The organism is Oceanimonas smirnovii ATCC BAA-899, assembly GCF_000381965.1.
Taxonomy (GTDB): Bacteria; Pseudomonadota; Gammaproteobacteria; order Enterobacterales; family Aeromonadaceae; genus Oceanimonas; species Oceanimonas smirnovii.
Map to the genome: position 1 here is coordinate 410,984 of NZ_KB908454.1, position 21,046 is coordinate 432,029.

Annotated in this window: 23 protein-coding genes; 8 read left to right on the forward strand and 15 right to left on the reverse strand. The window is 58.1% G+C overall.

The window, feature by feature from the left end; translation table 11 throughout:
* Positions 1–46: 46 nt before the first annotated feature.
* Positions 47–862 (forward strand): phytanoyl-CoA dioxygenase family protein, encoded by an 816-nt coding sequence (locus tag G364_RS0101905; RefSeq protein ID WP_019933457.1) that lies wholly within the window; start codon positions 47–49, stop codon positions 860–862.
* 22 nt (positions 863–884) lie between these two features.
* On the opposite strand, the gene G364_RS0101910 is transcribed toward G364_RS0101905, so the two are convergent.
* From G364_RS0101910 to G364_RS0101925, 4 genes are all read right to left on the reverse strand, one after another.
* Positions 885–1,196 carry an AzlD family protein gene (locus G364_RS0101910; protein WP_019933458.1) on the reverse strand — a complete coding sequence of 104 codons (312 nt, stop codon included), beginning with the start codon at positions 1,194–1,196 and terminating at the stop codon, positions 885–887.
* The gene (locus tag G364_RS0101915) at positions 1,193–1,900 is read right to left on the reverse strand and encodes an AzlC family ABC transporter permease (protein ID WP_019933459.1); all 708 of its coding nucleotides are present in this window, start codon (positions 1,898–1,900) and stop codon (positions 1,193–1,195) included. The genes G364_RS0101910 and G364_RS0101915 overlap by 4 nt, the downstream gene beginning before the upstream one ends.
* A gap of 124 nt (positions 1,901–2,024) precedes the next feature.
* Positions 2,025–3,692, reverse strand: a complete 1,668-nt coding sequence (gene ettA / locus G364_RS0101920) for an energy-dependent translational throttle protein EttA (protein ID WP_019933460.1) — start codon at positions 3,690–3,692, stop codon at positions 2,025–2,027.
* A gap of 154 nt (positions 3,693–3,846) precedes the next feature.
* Positions 3,847–4,068: a hypothetical protein gene (locus G364_RS0101925; RefSeq protein WP_019933461.1), complete on the reverse strand. Its 222-nt coding sequence runs from the start codon at positions 4,066–4,068 to the stop codon at positions 3,847–3,849.
* A 348-nt stretch (positions 4,069–4,416) separates the two neighbouring features.
* Here G364_RS0101925 and G364_RS0101930 point away from each other — a divergent pair, with 348 nt between their 5' ends.
* Positions 4,417–6,042 (forward strand): methyl-accepting chemotaxis protein, encoded by a 1,626-nt coding sequence (locus tag G364_RS0101930; RefSeq protein ID WP_019933462.1) that lies wholly within the window; start codon positions 4,417–4,419, stop codon positions 6,040–6,042.
* A gap of 1 nt (position 6,043) precedes the next feature.
* Here G364_RS0101930 and G364_RS0101935 read toward each other — a convergent pair whose 3' ends face one another.
* Genes G364_RS0101935 through G364_RS16940 form a run of 6 tightly spaced genes read right to left on the reverse strand, consistent with a single transcriptional unit; the run spans position 6,044 to position 10,356 of the window.
* A complete protein-coding gene (locus G364_RS0101935; protein WP_026344614.1) occupies positions 6,044–6,811 on the reverse strand; it encodes a heme ABC transporter ATP-binding protein in 768 nt (255 codons plus the stop codon).
* Entirely contained in the window at positions 6,808–7,815 is a 1,008-nt protein-coding gene (locus G364_RS0101940; protein ID WP_019933464.1) for a FecCD family ABC transporter permease, read from the reverse strand. Before G364_RS0101940 ends, G364_RS0101935 begins: the two co-directional genes overlap by 4 nt.
* Positions 7,812–8,636, reverse strand: a complete 825-nt coding sequence (locus G364_RS0101945; protein WP_019933465.1) for a heme/hemin ABC transporter substrate-binding protein — start codon at positions 8,634–8,636, stop codon at positions 7,812–7,814. The genes G364_RS0101940 and G364_RS0101945 overlap by 4 nt, the downstream gene beginning before the upstream one ends.
* The gene (locus tag G364_RS0101950; protein WP_019933466.1) at positions 8,636–9,058 is read right to left on the reverse strand and encodes an ExbD/TolR family protein; all 423 of its coding nucleotides are present in this window, start codon (positions 9,056–9,058) and stop codon (positions 8,636–8,638) included. Before G364_RS0101950 ends, G364_RS0101945 begins: the two co-directional genes overlap by 1 nt.
* Complete coding sequence (locus G364_RS0101955) at positions 9,055–9,675, reverse strand: MotA/TolQ/ExbB proton channel family protein (RefSeq protein WP_019933467.1); 621 nt, start codon at positions 9,673–9,675, stop codon at positions 9,055–9,057. Before G364_RS0101955 ends, G364_RS0101950 begins: the two co-directional genes overlap by 4 nt.
* 3 nt (positions 9,676–9,678) lie before the next feature.
* Positions 9,679–10,356, reverse strand: a complete 678-nt coding sequence (locus tag G364_RS16940; protein ID WP_026344616.1) for an energy transducer TonB — start codon at positions 10,354–10,356, stop codon at positions 9,679–9,681.
* Positions 10,357–10,523: 167 nt separating this feature from the next.
* Between G364_RS16940 and G364_RS0101965 the strand changes: the two genes are divergently transcribed.
* The 5 genes from G364_RS0101965 (at position 10,524) to G364_RS0101985 (ending at position 15,346) form a co-directional block, all read left to right on the forward strand.
* The gene (locus tag G364_RS0101965) at positions 10,524–12,503 is read left to right on the forward strand and encodes a TonB-dependent hemoglobin/transferrin/lactoferrin family receptor (protein ID WP_040614418.1); all 1,980 of its coding nucleotides are present in this window, start codon (positions 10,524–10,526) and stop codon (positions 12,501–12,503) included.
* A 17-nt stretch (positions 12,504–12,520) separates the two neighbouring features.
* The gene (hutX, locus tag G364_RS0101970; protein ID WP_019933471.1) at positions 12,521–13,024 is read left to right on the forward strand and encodes a heme utilization cystosolic carrier protein HutX; all 504 of its coding nucleotides are present in this window, start codon (positions 12,521–12,523) and stop codon (positions 13,022–13,024) included.
* On the forward strand, positions 13,017–13,553 hold the full coding sequence (gene hutZ, locus G364_RS0101975) for a heme utilization protein HutZ (RefSeq protein ID WP_019933472.1): 537 nt from the start codon (positions 13,017–13,019) through the stop codon (positions 13,551–13,553). The genes hutX and hutZ overlap by 8 nt, the downstream gene beginning before the upstream one ends.
* Positions 13,554–13,691: 138 nt before the next feature.
* On the forward strand, positions 13,692–14,126 hold the full coding sequence (locus G364_RS0101980) for a CBS domain-containing protein (RefSeq protein WP_019933473.1): 435 nt from the start codon (positions 13,692–13,694) through the stop codon (positions 14,124–14,126).
* 53 nt (positions 14,127–14,179) lie between these two features.
* Complete coding sequence (locus G364_RS0101985) at positions 14,180–15,346, forward strand: benzoate/H(+) symporter BenE family transporter (RefSeq protein ID WP_019933474.1); 1,167 nt, start codon at positions 14,180–14,182, stop codon at positions 15,344–15,346.
* An 83-nt stretch (positions 15,347–15,429) separates the two neighbouring features.
* On the opposite strand, the gene G364_RS0101990 is transcribed toward G364_RS0101985, so the two are convergent.
* The 4 genes from G364_RS0101990 to G364_RS0102005 form a co-directional block, all read right to left on the reverse strand.
* Positions 15,430–15,927, reverse strand: a complete 498-nt coding sequence (locus G364_RS0101990; RefSeq protein ID WP_019933475.1) for a fasciclin domain-containing protein — start codon at positions 15,925–15,927, stop codon at positions 15,430–15,432.
* A gap of 151 nt (positions 15,928–16,078) precedes the next feature.
* A complete protein-coding gene (locus G364_RS0101995; protein WP_019933476.1) occupies positions 16,079–17,413 on the reverse strand; it encodes a DEAD/DEAH box helicase in 1,335 nt (444 codons plus the stop codon).
* Positions 17,414–17,573: 160 nt separating this feature from the next.
* On the reverse strand, positions 17,574–18,284 hold the full coding sequence (locus G364_RS0102000) for a glycerophosphoryl diester phosphodiesterase (RefSeq protein WP_026344620.1): 711 nt from the start codon (positions 18,282–18,284) through the stop codon (positions 17,574–17,576).
* A gap of 1 nt (position 18,285) precedes the next feature.
* Positions 18,286–18,618, reverse strand: coding sequence for a DMT family transporter (locus G364_RS0102005; protein ID WP_019933478.1), 333 nt, complete (start codon positions 18,616–18,618; stop codon positions 18,286–18,288).
* Between the two features lie 122 nt (positions 18,619–18,740).
* Here G364_RS0102005 and G364_RS0102010 point away from each other — a divergent pair, with 122 nt between their 5' ends.
* Entirely contained in the window at positions 18,741–20,105 is a 1,365-nt protein-coding gene (locus G364_RS0102010; RefSeq protein ID WP_019933479.1) for a GGDEF domain-containing protein, read from the forward strand.
* Here G364_RS0102010 and G364_RS0102015 read toward each other — a convergent pair whose 3' ends face one another.
* Complete coding sequence (locus G364_RS0102015; protein ID WP_019933480.1) at positions 20,106–21,011, reverse strand: ChaN family lipoprotein; 906 nt, start codon at positions 21,009–21,011, stop codon at positions 20,106–20,108.
* Positions 21,012–21,046: the final 35 nt, after the last annotated feature.

Genomic DNA, 21,046 nt, shown 5'->3' on the forward strand with positions numbered 1-21,046 from the left:
GCTGTTAAAGTCGAGCCGTCAACGAATACAGGGGAAGGAGAGCAACATGACCGCAGCCACTGCCGGTAACATCTGGCTGACCGACGAGCAGAAAATGGCTTATCAGCGTGACGGTGCCATTGTGATTAAAGGTGTATTTAAAGACTGGATTGAGCCGCTGCGCGCCGGTTTTGAGCGAGTGCTGCAACACCCCAGCGAACATGGCCGCGAAAACGTAACCGGCACCGATACCGGCTGTTTCTTTGAAGATTACTGCAACTGGCAGCGCATTCCTGAATTTCGCCAGTGGATAGAGCAGTCGCCCGGCGCCGCCATTGTGGGAGAAGCCACCGGATCGAGCGCCATTCAGGTATTTCACGAGCATATTCTGGTGAAGGAGCCGGGCACCTCCAAGGCCACGCCCTGGCATCAGGATAATCCCTATTACTGTGTGGACGGCGAGCAGACCGGCAGTTACTGGATTCCGCTGGACCCCATTACGCCGGAAAATGCCCTGCAGGTGGTGCTGGGCTCCCACCGCTGGCCCAAGCCGGTGCGCCCGAGCAAGTGGTCCACCAACGCCTCCTGGTATGCCGACGACAGCCCCTATATGGAAATGCCGGATATCGATAATGGTGATTTCGAGATTATGATTCCGGAAATGGAATTGGGTGACGCCCTGCTGTTTAACTTTAAAACCGTGCACGGCGCGCCGGGCAACCAGACTCAGAATCGCCGCCGGGCGTTTTCTACCCGCTTTATGGGCGACGATGTGCGCTATGTGAACCGCGGCGGCCCTACTTCACCGCCCTTTGACGGCATCAACCTGCAAACCGGCGACCGCATGCGTGAAGACTGGTTCCCGGTGGTATGGCGGCGTTAATGTCTTCCCGCTTTCGGCTTTGTTAAAGCAGTTGCCGCCATAGCGCCGCCGTCAGCACGCCGGCGGCGATGGCCGGCAGGGGCTTTTTCAGGGTTAACATCACCAGTGCGGTGGCCAGAAGGGCGGCGCGTGCGCCGCCATCGCCGTTCACCGCCTGCGGGGTGAGAATGGCGATCAGCACGGATCCCGACATGGCGCTGATAAAGTTCTGCACCCGGCGGTTGATGGGAATAAAGGACATCACCAGCACACCGCCCAGGCGGGTGAACAGGGTGACCACTGCCATAATGGCGATAATCAGCAGAGTGCCGTTGCCGGCGGTTTCCAGCATCATTTGCTTTTCTCCATCCACAGGGCACCCAGCAGACCACCGGACAACGCGCCCACTACCACATGGCTGTTTTCCGGCAGCCACCAGTACGCCGCTATCGAGCTGATGCCCGCCACCACCCAGATGGCCAGGGTGCGCAGGTCCTTACGGGCACCCAGCGCCATGGCCAGCAGAAAGCAGCCCAGTACCATGTCCAGGCCAATGCTGACGGGGTCTTCAATGGCACTGCCAAAACGAATGCCGAGCCAGGTGCCGGCCATCCAGAAGCTCCAGATCGCCATACCGCCGCCAAACAGAATACCCAGTGCCCGTTCACCCTTGTGAAAATGCTGCATGGCCAGCGCCCAGTTGGCATCGGAAGCAAACAGCATAATGCCGTAGCGTTTGGCCGGCGGCAGGTGGCGCAGCCAGGGGTACAGTGTGGCACCCATCAGCAGGTGGCGGGCGTTAATGGCAAAGGTGGTAATCGCCAGCGGCACCACGGGAACCTGCAGGCCCCAGATATCGAGAGCAGCAAACTGGGAGGTGCCGGCAAACACGGCAGCGCTCATCAGCACGATATTGCTGTCGCTGAGCCCGGTCTGGTGTGCCGCCAGGCCAAACGCCAGGCCAAAGGCGGCCACAAAAAACGAAAGGGGCAGCAGCTGTTTAAAGCCCTGCCAGATATCCTGCCGGTCCAGCTGAGCCTGGGCCGCATAGGTGTCCATAGAAATTCCGCGTGTAAAGACGTAAAACCGACAGCATACCATAGCGCGGCACAAGGGCGAGGCGAAGGATCACAACAATAAAAAGGCCCGCTTAATGCGGGCCTTTGGCATAACGAAGCAAGCCTTATTTGGCGATGCGCTTGTACTTGATGCGCTTGGGCTGAATGGACTCGGCGCCGTAGGTCTTCTTCTTCCACTCTTCGTATTCAGTGAAGTTGCCTTCAAAGAATTCCACCTTGCCCTCATCCTTGTAGTCCAGAATGTGGGTGGCGATACGGTCGAGGAACCAGCGGTCGTGCGAGATCACCATGGCACAGCCGGGGAATTCCAGCAGGGCGTTTTCCAGGGCGCGCAGGGTTTCCACGTCCAGGTCGTTGGTCGGTTCATCGAGCAGCAGCACGTTGCCGCCGGTCTGCAGCAGCTTGGCCATGTGCAGACGGCCGCGCTCACCACCGGACAGCTCGCCCACGCGCTTTTGCTGGTCGGTGCCCTTGAAGTTGAACCGGCCCAGATAAGCCCGGCTGGGGATCTCCAGGTTGCCGATGCGCATCATGTCCAGCCCGCCGGACACTTCTTCCCATACGCTCTTGCTGTTGTCCATGGCGTCGCGGAACTGCTCCACCGAGGCCAGCTGCACGGTATCCCCAAGCGTGATGCTGCCGCTGTCCGGTTGCTCGGCGTTGGTCAGCATGCGGAACAGGGTCGACTTACCGGCACCGTTGGGGCCGATGATACCGACGATGGCACCCTTGGGAATGCTGAATGACAAGTCGTCAATCAGCACGCGGTCGCCGTAGGACTTGGTCAGGTGCTCCACCTCGATGACCTTGTCACCCAGGCGCGGACCGGGCGGAATGAACAGCTCGTTGGTTTCGTTGCGCTTCTGGAAGTCCTGGTTCTGCAGCTCTTCAAAGCGGGCCATACGGGCCTTGGACTTGGCCTGACGACCTTTCGGATTCTGCCGTACCCACTCCAGTTCTTTCTGAATGGACTTCTGGCGGGCGGCTTCGGAGGATTGCTCCTGAGACAGACGCTGATCTTTCTGCTCCAGCCAAGAGGAGTAGTTGCCTTCCCAGGGAATGCCTTCGCCCCGGTCCAGCTCCAGGATCCAGCCGGCCACGTTGTCGAGGAAGTAACGGTCGTGGGTGATGGCCACTACGGTACCTTCGTAGTCGTGCAGGAAGCGCTCCAGCCAGGCCACGGACTCGGCGTCCAGGTGGTTGGTAGGTTCGTCGAGCAGCAGCATGTCCGGCTTTTCCAGCAGCAGCTTGCACATGGCCACGCGGCGGCGCTCACCACCGGACAGCTTGCCGATCACGGCATCCCAGGGCGGCAGACGCAGGGCATCAGCGGCGCGCTCGAGCTGGTTGTCCAGGTTGTGGCCGTCGTGGGCCTGAATGATGGCTTCCAGCTCGCCCTGGCGCTTGGCCAGCTTGTCGAAGTCGGCATCCGGATCGGCATAGGCGGCGTAAACGGCGTCCAGCTCTTTCAGGGCGCCGGCCACTTCGGCCACGCCTTCTTCCACTTCCTCGCGCACCGTGTGCTCGGGGTTGAGCCGGGGCTCCTGGGGCAGGTAACCGATTTTGATGCCGGGCTGGGCGCGGGCTTCACCTTCAATCTCGGTGTCGATGCCGGCCATGATGCGCAGCAGGGTGGATTTACCGGCGCCGTTCAGACCCAATACGCCGATTTTGGCGCCGGGGAAGAACGACAGGGAGATATTTTTCAGAATATGACGCTTGGGCGGAACCACCTTGCCCACGCGGTGCATGGTGTAAACAAATTGAGCCATTTCTATATTGTCCTGATAAATCAGTGAGTTGACAGGCCGTATTGACAGATAATAGGGGCAGACTGTGATCCAGCCCGCGGCCAACGCAGGGCCATGGCGCTATATGGTACTTGGCTGGACGGGGAATGCCAGTGCCTCATTCCCCTGCTGTTGTTTAATCTTCCTTCGTGGACTGTTTTAGCAGCTCCGGATCCCGGTTATTACACCAGCGGGTAAGGCAGGCCGAGGCCACTGTGTTGCCAAAAAATGCCCAGTCCATCCAGACCGGTTTTTGCGCGTGTTTGTCCATGGCGGCGGCTGAGGCCAGCAGGGGCGTCCACAAAGCAGCCAGAACAACGCAGGAGAGCAAGCCTTTTCTTATTTTGATGGTTTTCATGAGTACACTTCCGGTGATTGGACGCTTTGCTTATAGCATGGCCATAAATCGCTCGAAAGCGGGAGAACGCTGTTTGTTTGTTCTTATGGTTATATACAGTCTGTAAGGCTTTGAAAAAATTGGTTTTATCGATTTATCTACGTTTTTTGACATTTTTTATATGCAAGTAGGTTAGTTTTTGTATAGGCTTCGCGGGTTAAAATTCTGCTCGCTCATCTAACATATTGATAATGCTATGCTTTCTCGTATGAGTCTGTATTGCGTATTTGTTTTTCCGTCTCCTGTTGCGGGGCTGGAGTAGGTTTGAGAGTCGCTTCCCATCTTCATGCAGTAATGGAACTAAATAATATGATGTTACGCAATTGGACGATTAAAACACGCCTTTTGGTACTGACCGCTCTGCTGCTGCTGGGGTGTCTACTTCAGGGCATTAGTGGTCTGAGTGCGCTGCAGCGCAGTCTGGCTGATCTGAATACTGTTTATCAGGATAGGGTGGTTCCGCTGCGGGACCTCAAGGTTATCGCCGATATGTATGCGGTTAACATAGTAGACAGCAGTCAGAAGGTACGTAGTGGCGATTTATCTTTTGAAAAAGCGCTGAGTGAGCTGGAAAAGGCGCGCCAACAGATCGACAGTCACTGGAGTGTTTATAGTTCAACTAAAATGGTGCCGGAAGAGCAACAACTGGTACAGGAGCTTATTCCTCTGATGAAGGCAACTGAAGTGCCACTATCTCGGTTAGCCACGTTACTGCGTTCAAGTGATCTGTCGGGATTGAATCGTTTTGTAAGAGAGGAATTATATCAGCTGATCGATCCCTTGGGAGCCAGGTTTAGCCGATTAATTGATATTCAGCTTGAGCAGTCCCGGCAGGAGTATAACCTGGCACTCATTGACTACGAGCGAACGCGTAACGGCGTTATTATTCAGTTGTTGATAATGCTGTTACTGGGGGCTGGTCTGGCTGTGTGGCTCGTGCGCAGTATTACCCATCCGCTTGAGACGCTCAAAAAAGCAGCGGCCCAAGTGGCTGCAGGAGATCTTCGTTATACGGTAACCGGAGAGGGCAAGGACGAAATTGCACAGGTACAGCAGTCGGTGCGGCAAATGCAGCTAGCGCTCAATAATACACTGCAGGAAATTCAGGGATCATCTGCTCAGTTGGCAGCAGCGGCGGAAGAACTTCATGTGGTTACCGGTGAAACCACCAGAGGTATTCATCAGCAAAATGAAGAAGTTCAGATGGCAGCTACCGCTGTAACTGAAATGTCGGCAGCGGTAGAGGAAGTTGCGGGCAATGCTAACCGCACATCGGCGGCATCTACTGAAACCTCCCAGGTGGCAGAAGAAGGGCGGCAGCAGGTAGCGGCAACCCGTGGAGTGATTGAGCAGTTGGCCAATCAGTTGGATAGCACCTCAGGTACGGTCGGACGACTGGCTACCGAAGCGGCCAATATCGGGCAAGTGCTGGATGTGATCCAGGCTATTGCCGAGCAGACAAATTTGCTGGCGCTGAATGCGGCCATTGAGGCGGCCCGAGCCGGCGATGCCGGCCGTGGCTTTGCGGTAGTAGCTGATGAGGTGCGTAACCTGGCTCAGCGAACTCAGAGTTCCACTGCAGAAATTGAACACATCATTTCTACTATTCAGCATGCTACTGGTGAATCGGTGAACGAAATGCAACAAAGTGCCGATTACGCTAGCCGCAGCCGGACCATGGCTGGTGAGGCTGAGCAGGCTCTTAACCATATTGCAGAGCGTATCGGAGAAATTAACGATATGAACCTGGTGATTGCCAGTGCCGCAGAAGAGCAGGCCCAGGTGGCACGAGAGATAGACCGCAACCTGGTGACTATCAGCAGCATTGCCGAACAAAGTGCCACTGGTGTGACCCAAACCTCGTCGGCCAGCGATGAGCTGGCCAAGCTGGCGGGACAGATGAACCAGCTGGTAGGCCGGTTTCGTTTGTCATAAATTACACCAGCACGGCATGTCCATCGGGGCTTTGCAGCAGCTGAGCCCGGTAGCCAAAGTGTTTTTCCAGCCGCTCGGGAGTGAGTACCTGCTCAGGCTTGCCGCTGCAGTCGATGCGGCCATCGTGCATCAGCACCAATTGATCACCATAGCGGGCCGCCAGGTTGAGATCGTGCAAAATGACCAGCACGGCGGTACCTTCGGCGGCCAGTTGCCGGGCTTCCCTCAGCAGGCCGTGCTGCTGGCCCAGATCCAGCGCCGAGGTGGGCTCGTCCAGCAACAGCAGTTGCTGCCCGGGGCCGCCGGCCAGCTGAGCCAGCACACGGGCAAAGTGCACCCGCTGCTTTTCACCCCCCGACAGCCGGGGATAGGCTGCGTTCTTTAAATGCCACACATTGGCCCGCTGCATGCAAGCTTGCACTATGGGCTCGTTTTCCCGGTTCAGGGTATCGTGAGGAATGCGCCCCATGGCCACCACCTCATGGGCCGAAAACGGAAACATCAGACCGGATTGCTGGGGCAGCACCGCCAGCCGGCGGGCCAGCTCCTGCGGGTGCCATTGCGCTCGTGGGCGACCAAACAGCTGCAGCTCGCCCTCATGCTTCATTTCACCGGCAATGGCGCGAAACAGGGTGCTTTTGCCAGCTCCGTTGGGGCCGATCAGCACGGTGACCTGGCCGGCTTCAAGCTCAAGCTCAATGTCGCTCAGCAAGCGGCGGCGGTTAACCGACAACGACAAGCCGTGCATATGCAGGGGAGACCTTGTCATGCCAGACCCGTGCCTCGTTTTTGTTTCAGCAGCAGCCACAGAAAGAAGGGGGCCCCCAGCAGGGCGGTGACGATGCCCACGGGCATTTCCGCCGGGGCCGCCAGAGTGCGGGCCAGCATATCGGCCAGCAGCAGCAGCCAGGCACCCAGCAGTGCTGACAGCGGCAGCAGGCTGCGATGATCCGGACCTGAAATCAGCCGCACCAGGTGAGGCACCACCAGCCCCACAAAGCCGATAATGCCCACGGCGGCTACGCAAATGCCCACCGCCAGCGCGGTGATCAGCACCAGCTGGCGCTTAAGCCGTTGCACTTCAATGCCCAGATGGCGGGCTTCCGCTTCGCCCAGCGCCAGGGCGTTGAGCGCCGTGGCCTGACGGCTCAGCAGCAGTAACAGAATAAAAGCGGTAGCGCACACCAGCAGCAGCTGGGGCACACTGCTCTGAGCCAGAGAGCCCATTTGCCACAGGGCAAGATCCCGCAGGGTTTCGTTATCGGCCAGATAGTTCATCAGCCCCAGCACACCGCCGGCCAGGGCACCAATGGCCACCCCCGCCAGCAGCAGCACACTTACCGAAGTGCCCTGAGGCGTGCGCGACAGGCGGTAAATCACCAGTGTGGTAATAAGGCCGCCGCCAAAAGCCATAAAGGAAGTCAAACCGGCCCCCAGCCAGGCGGGCAGGGTGGCCGACAGCGGTGCCAGCAGCACCATGGACAGGGCCGCCCCCAGCGCAGCACCACTGGATACACCGATAATACCGGGATCTGCCAGCGGGTTGCGAAACAGGCCCTGCATCACGGCACCGCACATGGCCAGCGTCGCTCCTACCGCCAGACATAGCAGGGTGCGCGGCAGGCGAATATGCAGTAATACCAGTTGTTCGGTCTGGCTTAACCGAGTGAGGCTGCCCCAGTTCAGGGCCATGGGGCCGGTGGCCAGCGAGCTGATCCCGGTGGCCACCAGCAGAGCAAGCAGAGCAGGAAACAGGGCAGGGTGGCGCATCATGGTTTGGCGAACCACTCCCGGTGCAGGCGCTCGGCCTCACTCAGAGTAGACAGGCCCAGGCCGCCGATCAGCGCCCGGCCGTTAATGGCCACGATGGCATTTTGTTTGGCGGCCGGGGTTTGAGCCAGCAGCGGAAAACGGCGCAGCAGCTCGGCGGTAGTGCCTTGCTGGTCAAGGTGCCGGCGGCTTACCAGTATGACTTCGGGTTGCATGGTCACCAGGGCTTCCATGGCCACCGGTTTATAGCCTTCAAGCCCGGTGGCCGGGTTTTTTCCGCCGGCAAGGGTGATCAGGCTGTCGGCCAGGCTGTTACGCCCGGCGACCTGAATGTTATTGCCGTCGCCCAGCAGCAAAAATACCGCGCTTTTGCCATTGGCACCCTGCTTGAGTGCCTCGGCCTGTTGCTGCACCTGTTGGTGCAGGGCACCGGCGTCGGCTTGCCTGTCCAGCAGCTCACCCAGGCGAGTAATATTGTGCTGCAGCGCTTCCACTGTCAGGGCCTCTGGCAGTTTTTCCACGGTTACGCCGGCGCGCGCCACCAGCGCCAGGGCATCATCCGGGCCCATTTCCGCACTGCCCACCACCAGGTCCGGTTCGGCAGACAGCATGCCTTCGGCGCTGAGCTGACGATGATAACCCAGCCTGGGCAGGGTCAGTCCTTCGGGCAGCACGCTGGTGCTGTCGGTGGCCACCAACTGGTCTTTGGCATTGAGCGCCAGGATCAGCTCGGTCACACTGCTGCCGGCGCTGAGTACGCGTTCACTATCGGCCGCCGCCGTGCCGGCCAGCAGTAACAGAGGGGCAAGCAGCAGGGCTTTCATTATTCTTCCTCCATCAGAATTTCAGTGGCCTGAATTTCATGCTCCTGCAAAAAGGCCAGCAGCTTCATCATATTGTCCACGGTCACAGCACCGTCGGAGGCCAGTATCAGATCCGCTTTCTTCAGAGCTTCTACCTGGCTTTCCAGCACCGGCCTGAAGGTGGCCCAGTCTTCGTATTTTTCCCCCTGCAGCGCCCAGGCCGGACTGCCCGCCAGCAGATTGATGGTGATGCTCTTTTCATCCAGCACGGCAGACAGCGCCTCGCTGTCGGTTTTGGGCAAGTCCACTTCCAGAGACTGCAGCGGAATATTGGCGGTGAGCAGCAAAAACACCAGCACGATAAAAATGATATCGAGCAGGGGAGTAATGTCGGGGGTCATGGCGCGCCAGGCCGACTGGCTCGCCTCTGGGCTTTTGATCATGAACGACCTCCCAGCCCCAGTCCTTCCAGATGCAGGTTGCAGCGGTTCAGCTCGTGGGTCAGGCGGTCAAGCAGACGATCGGCCCACAGCCCGAACAGCTGGGCACCGGCAATGGCCGGCAGGGCAATCAGCAGGCCGGCGGCGGTGGTGCTCATGGCAAGGCCCAGGCCGTCGGCCAGCAGTGCCGGCGTAACGGGGCCGCCGCTCTCACCTATGCTTCTGAACATTTCAATCAGGCCAAGCACTGTGCCCAGCAGGCCCAGCAGCGGGCTGATAACCCCCACCAGGGTCAGTACTCGCAGGCCGGCATGCAGACGGCGGCGCTGTTGCTGCAGCCAGACCGCAGCCAGATCTTCCCGAATGGCTTTAGAGCATTCCTGGTGTTGTATCAGCAACCGGCAGCCCTGCAGCATGACAGAGGCAGGGGCTTTTTCATCCTTGCCGGGATAGGTGTTGCCCTGGCTGCGCAGACGGCGTTTTTCCTGCTCGCCGCGCAGGCTTATCCACAGCAGGGTCAGACCCCGCTCCAGCCAGATGGCCAGAGTAATGACAGAGCAGATGATCAGGGGCCAGCTCATCAGGCCCAGTTGTTGATGCAGTTGATTAATAAACGCCATGATTTAGTCCAGTTTGAAACGAATGGGGATCTGTACGCGGTGAGCCAGGGCCTGGCCGTTTTCTATATAAGCAGAAAACTGCCATTTGGCGATGGCTTTAATGGCCGCCTTGTCGAGCACATTCACGCCGGAAGAGCGTGCCAGAACACGTTTGGTTTGCTTGCCCTGCTCGTCCAGCCATACCTCAACCACCACTGTGCCCTCCAGGCCACGCCGGCGCGCCTGCACCGGGTAGGCAATGGGCGAGGGCCGGGTTTTAAAGCTCGGCTTTTCAATACGCTTGGGCGCACTGTTTTTGGTTTGCTGGGGCTGCTCCCTGGGGGCTTGTTTGACTGGCTCGGGGGCCGGTGCCGGCTTGGGAGCAGGCCTGGGCGCTGGCTCAGGTTTGGGCACCGGTTTGGGCTTAGGCTTGGGCTCGGGTTTTGGTTCCGGCTTTGGCTTTGGCTTTGGCTTGGCCGGCTCAGGCTTGGGTTTTGGCTCTGGTTTCGGTTCCGGCTTGGGTGGCGCGGGCTCAGGGGGAGCGGGCCTGGTCACGGTGGGCATCATTTTAACGCTGATGGGGCCCGGGTTTTCAGCCGGTGCCAGCGCAATTTCCATGGGATTGCGCTCCATTGCCTGAGCCAGCAGCCCATGAAGCAACAGAGAACAAACAACAAAGACGCCATAGCGTTTAAGGCTCACAATCCATCCTCAAAAAAACATTACAAAAATATCACAGCCACAGCATACGGATTTTTATGGCAATGTCTATTGAAATGATAATTGGTTGCATTTAGAAAACTGTTTCATTAATCTCGCTACCATCTTAAAACCCAATAGGCGGTGAGTGCCAGGTGAAGCATAACGATGTGATAAATAAGCCGTCGCTGATAGCGCTGGCTCTGGGAATGGCGTTGTCAGCACCGGCAACGGCCGTTGGCAGCAGTGAGCTGGAGGAAGTGCTGGTCCAGGCCAGCCGCGATAATTCTACCCTGAGCAGCAGCAAGTACAGCGCCGCTGTTATCACTCGTCAGCAACTGGAGCAACAGCAACCCGACAGTGTGGCTGACGCACTTAAATACCAGCCCAATATTGATATTGGCGGTGGCCCGCGGGGAAGTAATCAAAAACCGGTTATTCGTGGTCTTGAAGGTACCCGGGTGCTGCAGTTGGTAGACGGTGCCCGGCAGAACTTTGTGGCCGGACACAGAGGCACCTATCAGCTGGATCCCGAGCTGCTCAAGCAGATTGATGTTATTAAAGGTCCGGCCGGCAGCCTGTGGGGCAGTGGTGCCATTGGCGGCGTGGTGGCGCAGACCACTCAGGACGGGCGGGATTTGCTGAACGATGGCCAGAGTGTGGGTGGCTATATCAGGCAGGGTCATGGCACGGCGGCAGATCAAAACCGCACCAGTGCTGCTATTTATGGTGCCGGTGAGCAGTTTGATCTGCTGCTGAACGGCTATTACCGGGATCAGAACGATGTTCGTCTGGGCGATGATCGCAGCCTTGCCTATTCCGCCGAGCGAGGTCAGGGCGGGCTGATCAAGCTTGGCTGGCAGCCGGACGATACTCAGCGCTTTAGCCTGAGCCACCGCCAGAGTGAAACCATCGGTTCTGTGCCCGGTAATCCTGAAACCAATGTGAATACCAGCAGTCCGCTGGTGGATCGGGAATCGACCGATCAGAGTACTGTGCTGGATTATCAGCTGAACCCGGCCTCCGGGCTGGTGAATCTGGATCTGACGCTGTACCACAACCGCTCCGAAGTGGATGAGTTTCGTGTGGCACAACACCAGCGTGATCATACTGACTATCGCACTCTGGGGCTCAGTCTGGTAAACCGCTCCCGGCTGGAGTGGGGTAAACTCACCTACGGACTGGACGGCTATCAGGATAAAAGCCGTGGCTACCGGCAAGGTACTAACCGTCCTATACCGGCAGATGGCCGTTCCGAGGTGGTGGGCAGCTTTGTGCAGGCTGAGCTGCCCTTGTCCGGGGCCTGGACCCTGCTGCCGGCTTTGCGTTACGACCATTTTCAGACCGAGGCCAAGAATCTTGCCGGTTCAAAGCGCAGCGAGAGCGAGCTGTCCAAATCGCTGGCGCTGAGCTGGCAGGCCACCGGCTGGCTGGAACTGATTGCCCGTTATGACGAGGCGTTCAGAGCACCTACCAGCGAAGAGCTGTACACCACAGGAACGCATTTCTCCTTGGGTCCGATGGGAACCAATGTCTTTGTGCCCAACCCTGAGCTGCGCCCGGAAAAAGCGGCCAACAAGGAGCTGATTGTCCGGGCAAGCTTTGATGGTGTGCTGACGGGCGAGGACAGGCTCAGGCTGAACGCCAGCCTGTTCCGGAATGAGGTGAAAGACTTTATTGAACAGCAAATTATCATGGACTTTGCCAACAGGGTGTTTGAAACCCGTTATGACAATGTGCAGGATGCCGAGCTGCAGGGAGGGGAGCTGGCTATTGACTATGACTGGCGGGATCTGGAGCTGGGCCTTTCTTACGGCCGCACCCTCGGCAGAGACAAGGCTACCGGCAAGGCGCTGGAAGGCATTCCCGCAGACAAATGGGTGGCTCATGCCGGCTACTGGTTGCTGGACAGCCAGTTCAGGCTGGGTGCCCGGTTAACATATGCCGGCTCGGTACAATTTGAAGACAGAGATTACAGCAACTACACCCTGCTGGATGTGGGTGCCAGCTGGTATGCCCGGGGAGCATTCAGCGGGCTGGAGCTGGCTTTGACCGCAGACAACCTGACCGATCGTTATTACCGCCGTGCTTTCAGTGAGCTGTATGAGCCCGGACGTAATATCAAGCTGAGCGCCCTGTACCGCTTCTAATATTCAAGGAGTTATCCATGTCGGAGCTGAAAGAAAGTATCAGCGCCCTGCTGGCCGCCGAGCCGGCCCTGCGCCCGGTGGAAATGGCCCGCCGGCTGAACACCAGCGAGTGGCGAGTGATGCAATGCCTGCCGGCGAACATGGTCTGCCCGCTGGCCGGCCGGCATGCTCAAACTGTGCTGGAGCAGGTGGCGGAGTGGGGGCCGGTTACCACCATTATTGAAGTGTCCGGCTCCGTTTTTGAGGTAAAGGCTCCCCTGCCCAGAGGCCGCATCGGTCATGGTTACTACAACCTGTTTGGTGCGCCCGGTGAGCTGCATGGGCACCTCAAGCTGGATGCCATTTGTCATATTGCCCTGCAGAGCAAGCCGCACCGGGGCAAAGAGGCTCACGCCATTGTGTTTTACAATGAGGCAGGCCACTGCATTTTTAAAATTTATCTGGGCCGCGATGATAAAGGGACACTGTTCCCTGAACAGGTGGCTGCGTTTCATGTACTGAAGGAGTTGCAACATGGCTGAGCACGCTGAAAAACAGGCCCGTTTGCAGGGACGGCTGGAGCCGGAAATTCGTGAGTTTCGGGATCAAATGAAAACCTTGTTGCTGGCCACCGTGGATGCCGAAGGCCAGCCCAATGTCAGCTATGCGCCGTTTGCCCTGCGTGAAGACGGCTATTACATTCTGATCAGCGAAATGGCCCGCCATGCCCGTAACCTGCTGGCCAACCCGAAAGTGTCACTGATGATGGTGGAAGACGAGCAGAACAGCCGCACTCTGTTTGCCCGCAAGCGCCTGACCTTTGATGCCACCCCGGAGCGGGTAGCGCGCAACACCGATGCCTGGCAGCTGGGGGTTGACGCTCTCACCGAGCGTCATGGCGAGACGGTAACCGGCCTGGCAAACCTGGCAGACTTTCATCTGTTTCGTCTGGTGCCCATCAAAGGCCTGTTTGTAAAAGGTTTTGGCCAGGCCTTTGCGGTAAGCGGAGACGATCTGGTGGATGTACTGCACCTGACTGACGGCCACAAACCCATGGCGGCGAATCAGTAATATAGTTTCGCGCCGTTAACAGCCCGCATGCATTTTGCCTGCGGGCTTTTTGTTTTTGTTGCAAGCGGCGCAGCACTGTGCCAAAACAGGGCTCATACTATGAGTGATGATGATAAATATGAAAAAAGGAAGTTTCTCATGGCTTTAGAATGTGTTGGCGACATCATGACCCGGGAGCTGCTGACTCTGGATCAGACCGCGACCCTGAAAGACGCCCATGATTTAATGCGTGAAAAAAGTATCCGGCATATTCCGGTGGTGGATCCGCTCACCGGCAAGCTGCTGGGGGTGCTGACTCAAAAACGCATGATTGCTACCATTATGGGCCTGCTTTCCGACTATGGGGTCAGTGCTCTGGACAGACGGGAGCGCCAGTGCCGGGTCATGGAAATTCTGGATAATGATCTGGAAAGCGTGGATGTGCAGGCGCCGCTTACCGAAGTGGTGGACTTCTTTCTCAGCAACAAGCACGGCTGCCTGACGGTGGTGGATGAAGAAGGCCGGCTGCAGGGCATGGTCACTTCGTCTGACTTTGTGCGCTTGTGTGCCGAGCTGCTGAAAGCGCAGCAGTAATGATTATTTGTTGAACAAAGCGCAGCCTGGCTGCGCTTTTTTTGGAGTCTTTCATGTTCAGCCTGTCTCACCTTTCCGCCGGCTTTATTGCGGTGCTGGTCGGCTACAGCAGCTCGGCTGCCATTATTTTTCAGGCTGCTGCGTCCGCCGGTGCCAGCCAGGCTCAGACCAGCTCCTGGATGTGGGCGCTGGGGCTGGGCTCGGGGCTGACCACGCTGCTGCTGACCCTGCGTTACCGCCAGCCGGTGCTGACTGCCTGGTCCACCCCCGGTGCGGCCCTGCTGGTGACGGCCCTGGCCGGTTTGCCCATGAGCGAGGCGGTGGGGGTTTTTCTGTTCAGCTCGGCGCTGCTGCTGGTGTGCGGCCTGACCGGCTGGTTTGATCATATTATGCGGTTGCTGCCCGGCGGACTGGCGGCAGCCATGCTGGGCGGCGTGCTGCTTAACTTTGGCCTGGACCTGTTCGTGTTGGTGCAGACGGCACCGGTACTGGTGATTGCCATGCTGGCGGTGTACCTGGCGCTGCGCCGGCGGCTGTCCCGCTATGTGATCCCCTTGTGTTTGCTGGCCGGGCTGGCGCTGGCGGCAGGGCAGGGGCTGATGCATCCGGAGCGGCTAGACTGGCAAGCTGCCGGCCCGGTGCTGATGTGGCCCGAGTTCAGTTTGGCCAGTCTGATTGGGGTGGGCATACCGCTGTTTATGGTGACCATGGCCTCGCAAAACGTGCCCGGGGTGGCGGTGCTGCGCGCTCATGGCTATGGCGTGCCGGCTTCGCCGCTGGTGAGTGTAACCGGCCTGGCCGGTGTGCTGCTGGCTCCCTTTGGCGGCTTTGCCTTTAATCTTGCGGCGATCAGTGCGGCCATCTGCATGGGGCCGGAAGTGGACGCCAAACCCGAACATCGTTACAAAGCCACACTGTGGGCCGGCGTGTTTTATATATTGATGGGCATGTTTGCCGCCACTGTGGTGTCGTTGTTTGCGGCGTTGCCCAAGGAGCTGATTATGGCCATTGCCGGACTGGCGCTGCTTGGCACCATTGGCAACAGTTTAACGGTGGCATTGCGCGATGAACACGAACGGGACGCGGCCCTGCTCACCTTTATGGTCACGGCGTCGGGCGTGTCTTTGCTGGGAATCGGCAGTGCTTTCTGGGGGCTGGTGATTGGCGGCGGTGTGCACTGGCTGAACAGCCGTAAAAGCAAGCTGGAAGCAGAAAGCTGACAGTTAAAAGCCCGGCATTTGCCGGGCTTTTTCAAATTACTATTTTCAGTCCATTATTTAATGGCCTGTTGCCGTGTGCCGACTCAGGGCATCAGGACTGTGTCGATGACATGTATTACGCCGTTACTGGCTTTAACATCTGCCTGTACAACGGTGGCGTCGTTGATCATCACCTTGCCATCCGCCGTGCTGATAGCAAGATCTGCTCCTTGAACCGTGGTAGCGCTGTCAGCCTTCATGGCATCGGCGGCCATGATTTTTCCGGGCACCACATGGTAGGTGAGAACAGACACCAGTTGCTCTTTATTTTCCGGTTTCAGCAAATCTTCTACTGCATTTTCAGGGAGTTTGGCAAAAGCTTCATCGGTAGGGGCAAACACGGTAAAAGGGCCTTCTCCCTTCAGCGTATCGACCAGATCGGCCGCCTGCACCGCGGTTACCAAAGTGGTGAAGCTGCCTGCTGCAACAGCGGTATCAACAATATCTGCTTTATCTTCGTGATGAGCTGCCATCACAGTGCTTGCACCCAGGAGTGTCAGGGCTGCACAGCTGGCTGAAAAGCGACGTACCATTGTATTCATGTTTCCTCCGGGCAATGCTCTAATGAGAAAATACAACTACAAACTGGACTGCAGGCGCGGTTGCGCCACCACTCATCAGACCTAAGTGGCGCAAAATATCTTTCAGATAAGAAAATATTTAAGCGCGGACACGTTGTCCGCGCATTATTTATCAGTTGCTGCGCTCAGCCTGAGGACGTGAGCGGCGTTGAGAGGAGCCGGTGCGCTGACCGTTACCATTGCCGCCATTACGGTTGCCGCCGGCCCGCTGGCCATTGCGCTGGCCGCCAGAACGCTGGCCGCCACCATTACGCCCACGGTTGCCGCCGCGTGAATTTTCAAGGGGAGTCACCGGAGCATTGGGATCGGGTTCGAAACCGGCCACCTGCTCGAGATCGGCGCTTTGCTTGATCAGCTTTTCAATGGCTTTCAGCAGCGGTTTTTCCTCGGCGCTTACCAGCGACAGTGCTTCGCCGTTGCTACCGGCACGACCGGTACGGCCAATGCGGTGCACATAGTCTTCCGCCACATGGGGCAGCTCATAGTTGACCACATGGGGCAGCTCGCTGATGTCGATACCGCGGGCCGCGATGTCGGTGGCCACCAGCACGCGAATACCGCCATTTTTGAACTCACTCAGGGCCTTGGTGCGGGCACCCTGACTCTTGTTGCCGTGAATGGCCATGGCCGGCAGGCCGTCTTTGCCCAGCTGCTCGGCCAGGCGGTTGGCACCATGCTTGGTGCGGGTAAATACCAGCACCTGCCGCCAGTTGTGATGGCCGATATGGTAGCTGAGCAGGGCGCGCTTGCGGCCCTTGTCTACTTCAAAGAAGCGCTGGGCAATGGTTTCGGCGGTGGCGTTGCGGCGGGCCACTTCAATGTGCTCGGGCTGGTGCAGCAGGTCTTCCGCCAGTGCCTTGATTTCGTCGGAGAAGGTGGCGGAAAACAGCAGGTTCTGCCGCTGTTTGGGCAGCAGCGCCAGTACGCGGCGAATGTCGCGAATAAAGCCCATGTCGAGCATGCGGTCGGCTTCGTCCAGCACCAGCATTTCAACGCGGGAGAGGTCGATAGAGCGTTGGGATACATGGTCCAGCAGCCGGCCCGGAGTGGCCACCACGATATCAACCTTGCGGCCCAGGGCCTTCATTTGCGGGTTGATGCTGACACCGCCGAACATCACCAGGGTGCGCAGATCGGTGTGTTTGGCGTAGGCGCGCAGGTTTTCTTCCACCTGGGCGGCCAGTTCACGGGTAGGAGTAAGTACCAGAGCGCGCACCGGTGCCCGGCCATTGGCCAGAGGGCGGGCCTTGGTTTCACTCAGGCGCTGCAGCATGGGCAGGCCAAAGCCGGCGGTTTTGCCGGTGCCGGTCTGAGCGCCGGCGAGCAGATCACCCCCTTTTAATACCAGCGGAATAGCTTGTTGCTGAATGGGGGTTGGCTCTGTATAGCCACATTCGTTAATAGCCTGAACGAGCTTTTCGTTCAAACCGAGGGAAGCAAATGACATGAGACTCCGAACTAACAAGGTCCTGGCGGACGATTGAGGGATTGCCGGTAGGCAACGTGCTGGCATGATAACAGAAAAGCGGCAAAAGCCATAAAAAGCGCACTTGCCGGTCGGCTACGGCAATCCCCACTGCTGCTTCGGGCAACTTCGGTGGCGTTTGTCAGCTATACCCGCGCGGATCATCGGTAAAAATCATATCCATGCCCCAGTCGGCCAGGGCATGCATGCGGGCCACCTCGTTTACGGTGTAGCAGTGCAGAGAAAAACCGGCGGCTTTGATTGCTTTCGCCTGAGACTGAGTCAGGTATTTATGATTGCAGTGCAGAGCGGTGCAGCCAAGCCGCTGTAATTGAGCATGCCAGTCACGGGGCAGGCGCTCCACCAGCAGGCCGCGGGCAATGGCGGGGGCCAGTGGCTGCAGGTGGGCCAGGCAGGCCGGTTCAAAGCTGGAGAACAGCAGGGTGCCGGCAGGCGTTTGCTGCTCGTTGACCACCTCGCTCACCCGCCGGCTCAGCCGGGCGGCATCATCACCGCCATGAATTTTCAGTTCAATATTTACCTTCATGCCCAGGGTATTTGCCAGCGCCAGGTAGTCCGCCAGCCGGGGAATGGGCTCGCCGGCAAACGCAGGGCCAAACCAGCCACCGGCATCCAGCCGGGCCAGCTCCGGCCATGCCAGCTCGCGTACCTGTCCACGGCCATTGCTGCAGCGGTTAACGGTTTGATCGTGGATTACCACCACCTCGTCGTCCTGGCAGAGCTGTACGTCAATTTCCACCCATTCAAGCCCGAGCCTGTGAGCAGCACGCAGGCCGGCCAGGGTATTTTCCGGTGCCAGCGCTGCCACGCCGCGATGTCCGCATAGTTTCATATTAATGCCCGCCAGTGTCAGACCACAGTTGTATTACCGCTACGCCGGCAATAATCAGCCCCATGCCAAGCACAGCGGCCAGGTCCGGCAGCTGGCGGTAAAATAATATCGCCAGCAGGGTTACCAGTACGATACCGGCCCCGGACCAGATGGCATAGGCCACCCCCACCGGCACGGTTTTCACCACCAGCCCCAGCAACCAGAACGCCAGACCATAACCCATGACTACCAGCAGGGAGGGACCAGGCCGGGTAAAACCGGCGGCGGCCTTCAGGGCGGTGGTGGCCACCACTTCGGCCACGATGGCCAGGGTCAGCAGCAAATATGCATTCATAGGTTTTGGTTCAGTTACAAAAGAAACGGTTAATATGGCCGAGTTTATCGTAAACTGACCGCGGAGTAAGGTTCGCCTTGCTTTACTGAACCGGTTTCCTACTTTCTGCGTTGTGTTTGTTTATGATAAATCCTCTCGATTACGGCCGATCCCAGTGGCGGCAAATTCTTACAGACTATGCACCAGCGCTGCGTCATGACATATACAAATTGGTGCAGGCTCACAGCCGGGAGCTGGCGCTGAATTTTTATCAGCAAATGATGGATCTGCCCGATGCCCGCCGTTTTCTTGAGCATGAGCAGGTCAACCGGCAGCTGACGGCCTCCATGACCCGCTGGCTGGAGCAGGTGTTTGCGGTGAGCGAGCTGGCTCAGGTTGAGGACGCAGTAGAGCGTCAGTTTGAGGTAGGCCGGGTACATGCCCGTATCAATCTGCCTGTTAATTTGGTATCGGCTGGTGCCCGGCTGCATAAAAAACGTTTGCTTGAATACGTTACTCAGCAGTGGCATGAGCCAGAGCAATGGCTGCAGGCAGGCACTTATCTGATAGAAGTGATTGACCTTTCCCTGGAGTTGATGAATCTGGCATTTGCTTCCAAATCGGATATCAAGAGCCGGGCAGCAGAAGCCTACCGGCTGCACAATCTGGGCATGAACCTGTCGGTGGAGCGGGAGCGGCAACGGGCTTCCCTGCTTGACTGGAGCCAGGAGCTGATGTTCAGCCTGCACCAGCTTGGCATTCCCTTACAGCCTCTGCGCCAGTCCGAATTTGGTCTCTGGTTTTACCATCAGGCGGTGTCTGTGTTTGACGGCGCACCCGAGCTTGAAAAAATAGCGCATATTCTCAACCAGATTGACGAGCAACATTTGCCGGCGCTGCAAGAGGTGCAGGACAACAGAGTGGTGCTGGCAGAAAACATGGCCGCCTTACAGCAACAGCTGCGATCCGTGTCGTTTGTGCTGAGCACGCTGTTTGATCGTTTTATTGAACTTGAGCATGGCCGTGACACCCTGACCCGGCTGCTGGACCGGCGTTTTTTGCCGGCAGTATTGAACCGCGAAGTGCGTCTGGCCATGCGCGGTGGCGGTACCTTTTCTCTGGTGCTGTTTGATGTGGACCATTTCAAGTCCATTAACGACAATCACGGCCACAAGGGCGGCGATATGGTGCTGCAGCAGGTAGCCGGGCTGGTGGCGGGCAATATTCGCAGCAGCGATTTCTGTTTTCGCTATGGCGGTGAAGAGCTGCTGGTCGTGCTGGTGGAAGCGGATGCTGCCAGCGCGCTGAAAGTGGCTGACAAAATCCGCGAAAAGCTGATGAACAGCGAGCTGGAGCTGGAACAGCAGCAGCGGGTAACAGTCACCATCAGTGGCGGGGTCGCCACCTTTAACGGCCACCCCGATTATGCCCAGCTGATCAAGCGGGCCGATGACGCCCTCTATCGTGCCAAGGCCGAAGGCCGCAACCGTTGCATTGCCGCCGATTGATTAACGGCACTCGGGGGTAGCCATGTTAATGGCCGGCAATGGCTCGCCTGCCAGGCGGGGGGCGGGCAGGGCCTGCACTTGTAAAGACCACAAGGGTGCTGCCGGCCGGGCTTCATCGGGAAGTACAGGGTAAATCAGCGCCATCTTCACACCGGGCATACGCTGTTGCAGCCGTTGTGCCGTGCCCAGGCCATCGGCAATATGAAAGCGGCCTACGGTCAGCATGATGTTGTGCTCAGGGTGCTCGGTCAGATATAACGCCATGCTTTCGGCCATGGTGTCGTCCCAGCTGGTTTGTGCTGCAAACTGAGTTTCGCTTTGAGCATGACCGTGAAAGCGGGTGGCCATAAAGCGTATTTTGTAGTCATCTTCGTCCAGGGTCAGCTGTTTTGCTACCCAGCCTCGCTCATTCTCGGGCAAGCGGTTCAGATAATCCGGCCCCAGTTTGCCAATGCAGCGCACAATATTACGCGGCGCATTGGCGGCAATCACCTCAATGCCGGCTGCTTTTGCCAGCTCCACCAGCGGCCGGTAATCATGGCGGTAGGAAGGCCAGGCGTTGGCTTGTTCAATAAAGGCATCTTCGCCTATCTTGCCGGCAAGATAGGCATTTACCTCAGGCTGGTGATCACGGGTGAATTGCTCCATGGCCAGTGCCATCGGCCGGGGCTGGTTCAGCAGCGCCGCCAGCAGTTCTGCCTGAAAACGGTGTACACCTGTGTGACCGTGCAGCTCGCCCACCATAATCACATCGGCATCGGTCAGCCTTTGCGCCGCTTCTGCCACGCTTAACGGCTGGCCCTTATCGTCCACCAGTTGATAGTCGTACAGGGTATCGGCCGCCTGAGGCTGTGCCTGGCAGCCGGCCAGCAGCAGAGTGCAGAGCAGCATACTGATATATCGCATAAGCGGGCCTTTTATTTAATACGGATTGGTAACGG